This is a genomic window from Pseudomonas khavaziana, assembly GCF_019145205.1.
GTDB classification, from domain to species: Bacteria; Pseudomonadota; Gammaproteobacteria; order Pseudomonadales; family Pseudomonadaceae; genus Aquipseudomonas; species Aquipseudomonas khavaziana.
Genome location: NZ_JAHSTT010000030.1, coordinates 1 through 3,327 on the forward strand (window position 1 = coordinate 1; position 3,327 = coordinate 3,327).

Genomic DNA, 3,327 nt, shown 5'->3' on the forward strand with positions numbered 1-3,327 from the left:
TCGTTCTTTAAAAATTTGGGTATGTGATAGAAAGATAGACTGAACGTTACTTTCACTGGTAACGGATCAGGCTAAGGTAAAATTTGTGAGTTCTCTTAATTGAGAAATTCGAATTTTCGGCGAATGTTGTCTTCACAGTATAACCAGATTGCTTGGGGTTATATGGTCAAGTGAAGAAGCGCATACGGTGGATGCCTTGGCAGTCAGAGGCGATGAAAGACGTGGTAGCCTGCGAAAAGCTTCGGGGAGTCGGCAAACAGACTTTGATCCGGAGATGTCTGAATGGGGGAACCCAGCCATCATAAGATGGTTATCTTGTACTGAATACATAGGTGCAAGAGGCGAACCAGGGGAACTGAAACATCTAAGTACCCTGAGGAAAAGAAATCAACCGAGATTCCCTTAGTAGTGGCGAGCGAACGGGGACTAGCCCTTAAGTGGCTTTGAGATTAGCGGAACGCTCTGGAAAGTGCGGCCATAGTGGGTGATAGCCCTGTACGCGAAAATCTCTTAGTCATGAAATCGAGTAGGACGGAGCACGAGAAACTTTGTCTGAATATGGGGGGACCATCCTCCAAGGCTAAATACTACTGACTGACCGATAGTGAACTAGTACCGTGAGGGAAAGGCGAAAAGAACCCCGGAGAGGGGAGTGAAATAGATCCTGAAACCGTATGCGTACAAGCAGTGGGAGCCCACTTTGTTGGGTGACTGCGTACCTTTTGTATAATGGGTCAGCGACTTATTTTCAGTGGCGAGCTTAACCGAATAGGGGAGGCGTAGCGAAAGCGAGTCTTAATAGGGCGTCTAGTCGCTGGGAATAGACCCGAAACCGGGCGATCTATCCATGGGCAGGTTGAAGGTTGGGTAACACTAACTGGAGGACCGAACCGACTACCGTTGAAAAGTTAGCGGATGACCTGTGGATCGGAGTGAAAGGCTAATCAAGCTCGGAGATAGCTGGTTCTCCTCGAAAGCTATTTAGGTAGCGCCTCATGTATCACTGTAGGGGGTAGAGCACTGTTTCGGCTAGGGGGTCATCCCGACTTACCAAACCGATGCAAACTCCGAATACCTACAAGTGCCGAGCATGGGAGACACACGGCGGGTGCTAACGTCCGTCGTGAAAAGGGAAACAACCCAGACCGTCAGCTAAGGTCCCAAAGTTATGGTTAAGTGGGAAACGATGTGGGAAGGCTTAGACAGCTAGGAGGTTGGCTTAGAAGCAGCCACCCTTTAAAGAAAGCGTAATAGCTCACTAGTCGAGTCGGCCTGCGCGGAAGATGTAACGGGGCTCAAACCATACACCGAAGCTACGGGTATCACGTAAGTGATGCGGTAGAGGAGCGTTCTGTAAGCCTGTGAAGGTGAGTTGAGAAGCTTGCTGGAGGTATCAGAAGTGCGAATGCTGACATGAGTAACGACAATGGGTGTGAAAAACACCCACGCCGAAAGACCAAGGTTTCCTGCGCAACGTTAATCGACGCAGGGTTAGTCGGTCCCTAAGGCGAGGCTGAAAAGCGTAGTCGATGGAAAACAGGTTAATATTCCTGTACTTCTGGTTATTGCGATGGAGGGACGGAGAAGGCTAGGCCAGCTTGGCGTTGGTTGTCCAAGTTTAAGGTGGTAGGCTGGAATCTTAGGTAAATCCGGGATTCTAAGGCCGAGAGCTGATGACGAGTCATCTTTTAGATGACGAAGTGGTTGATGCCATGCTTCCAAGAAAAGCTTCTAAGCTTCAGGTAACCAGGAACCGTACCCCAAACCGACACAGGTGGTTGGGTAGAGAATACCAAGGCGCTTGAGAGAACTCGGGTGAAGGAACTAGGCAAAATGGCACCGTAACTTCGGGAGAAGGTGCGCCGGTGAGGGTGAAGGACTTGCTCCGTAAGCTCATGCCGGTCGAAGATACCAGGCCGCTGCGACTGTTTATTAAAAACACAGCACTCTGCAAACACGAAAGTGGACGTATAGGGTGTGACGCCTGCCCGGTGCCGGAAGGTTAATTGATGGGGTTAGCTAACGCGAAGCTCTTGATCGAAGCCCCGGTAAACGGCGGCCGTAACTATAACGGTCCTAAGGTAGCGAAATTCCTTGTCGGGTAAGTTCCGACCTGCACGAATGGCGTAACGATGGCGGCGCTGTCTCCACCCGAGACTCAGTGAAATTGAAATCGCTGTGAAGATGCAGTGTATCCGCGGCTAGACGGAAAGACCCCGTGAACCTTTACTATAGCTTTGCACTGGACTTTGAATTTGCTTGTGTAGGATAGGTGGGAGGCTTTGAAGCGTGGACGCCAGTCTGCGTGGAGCCAACCTTGAAATACCACCCTGGCAACTTTGAGGTTCTAACTCAGGTCCGTTATCCGGATCGAGGACAGTGTATGGTGGGTAGTTTGACTGGGGCGGTCTCCTCCTAAAGAGTAACGGAGGAGTACGAAGGTGCGCTCAGACCGGTCGGAAATCGGTCGTAGAGTATAAAGGCAAAAGCGCGCTTGACTGCGAGACAGACACGTCGAGCAGGTACGAAAGTAGGTCTTAGTGATCCGGTGGTTCTGTATGGAAGGGCCATCGCTCAACGGATAAAAGGTACTCCGGGGATAACAGGCTGATACCGCCCAAGAGTTCATATCGACGGCGGTGTTTGGCACCTCGATGTCGGCTCATCACATCCTGGGGCTGAAGCCGGTCCCAAGGGTATGGCTGTTCGCCATTTAAAGTGGTACGCGAGCTGGGTTTAGAACGTCGTGAGACAGTTCGGTCCCTATCTGCCGTGGACGTTTGAGATTTGAGAGGGGCTGCTCCTAGTACGAGAGGACCGGAGTGGACGAACCTCTGGTGTTCCGGTTGTCACGCCAGTGGCATTGCCGGGTAGCTATGTTCGGAATAGATAACCGCTGAAAGCATCTAAGCGGGAAACTAGCCTCAAGATGAGATCTCACTGGGACCTTGAGTCCCCTGAAGGGCCGTCGAAGACTACGACGTTGATAGGTTGGGTGTGTAAGCGCTGTGAGGCGTTGAGCTAACCAATACTAATTGCCCGTGAGGCTTGACCATATAACACCCAAGCAATTTGACTACTCTAACGAGCATCAGATTGCGGTGTGTGAAGACGAAAATGAACCGAAAGTTCGACGCTCACAAAACACCGACAGCTGTCACATACCCAATTTGCTGAAGCGAGGCCAGCCGGCCACGACTCAGTACCCGAATTTCTTGACGACCATAGAGCATTGGAACCACCTGATCCCATCCCGAACTCAGTAGTGAAACGATGCATCGCCGATGGTAGTGTGGGGTTTCCCCATGTGAGAGTAGGTCATCGTCA

General features: G+C 51.1%; 2 rRNA genes. Both read left to right on the forward strand.

Going from position 1 to position 3,327, the window contains the following annotated elements:
- Positions 1-164: 164 nt before the first annotated feature.
- Positions 165-3,056: ribosomal RNA gene (locus tag KVH01_RS29305) — 23S ribosomal RNA — on the forward strand.
- A gap of 158 nt (positions 3,057-3,214) precedes the next feature.
- Positions 3,215-3,327, forward strand: a 5S ribosomal RNA gene (gene rrf, locus KVH01_RS29310); the annotation flags it as partial.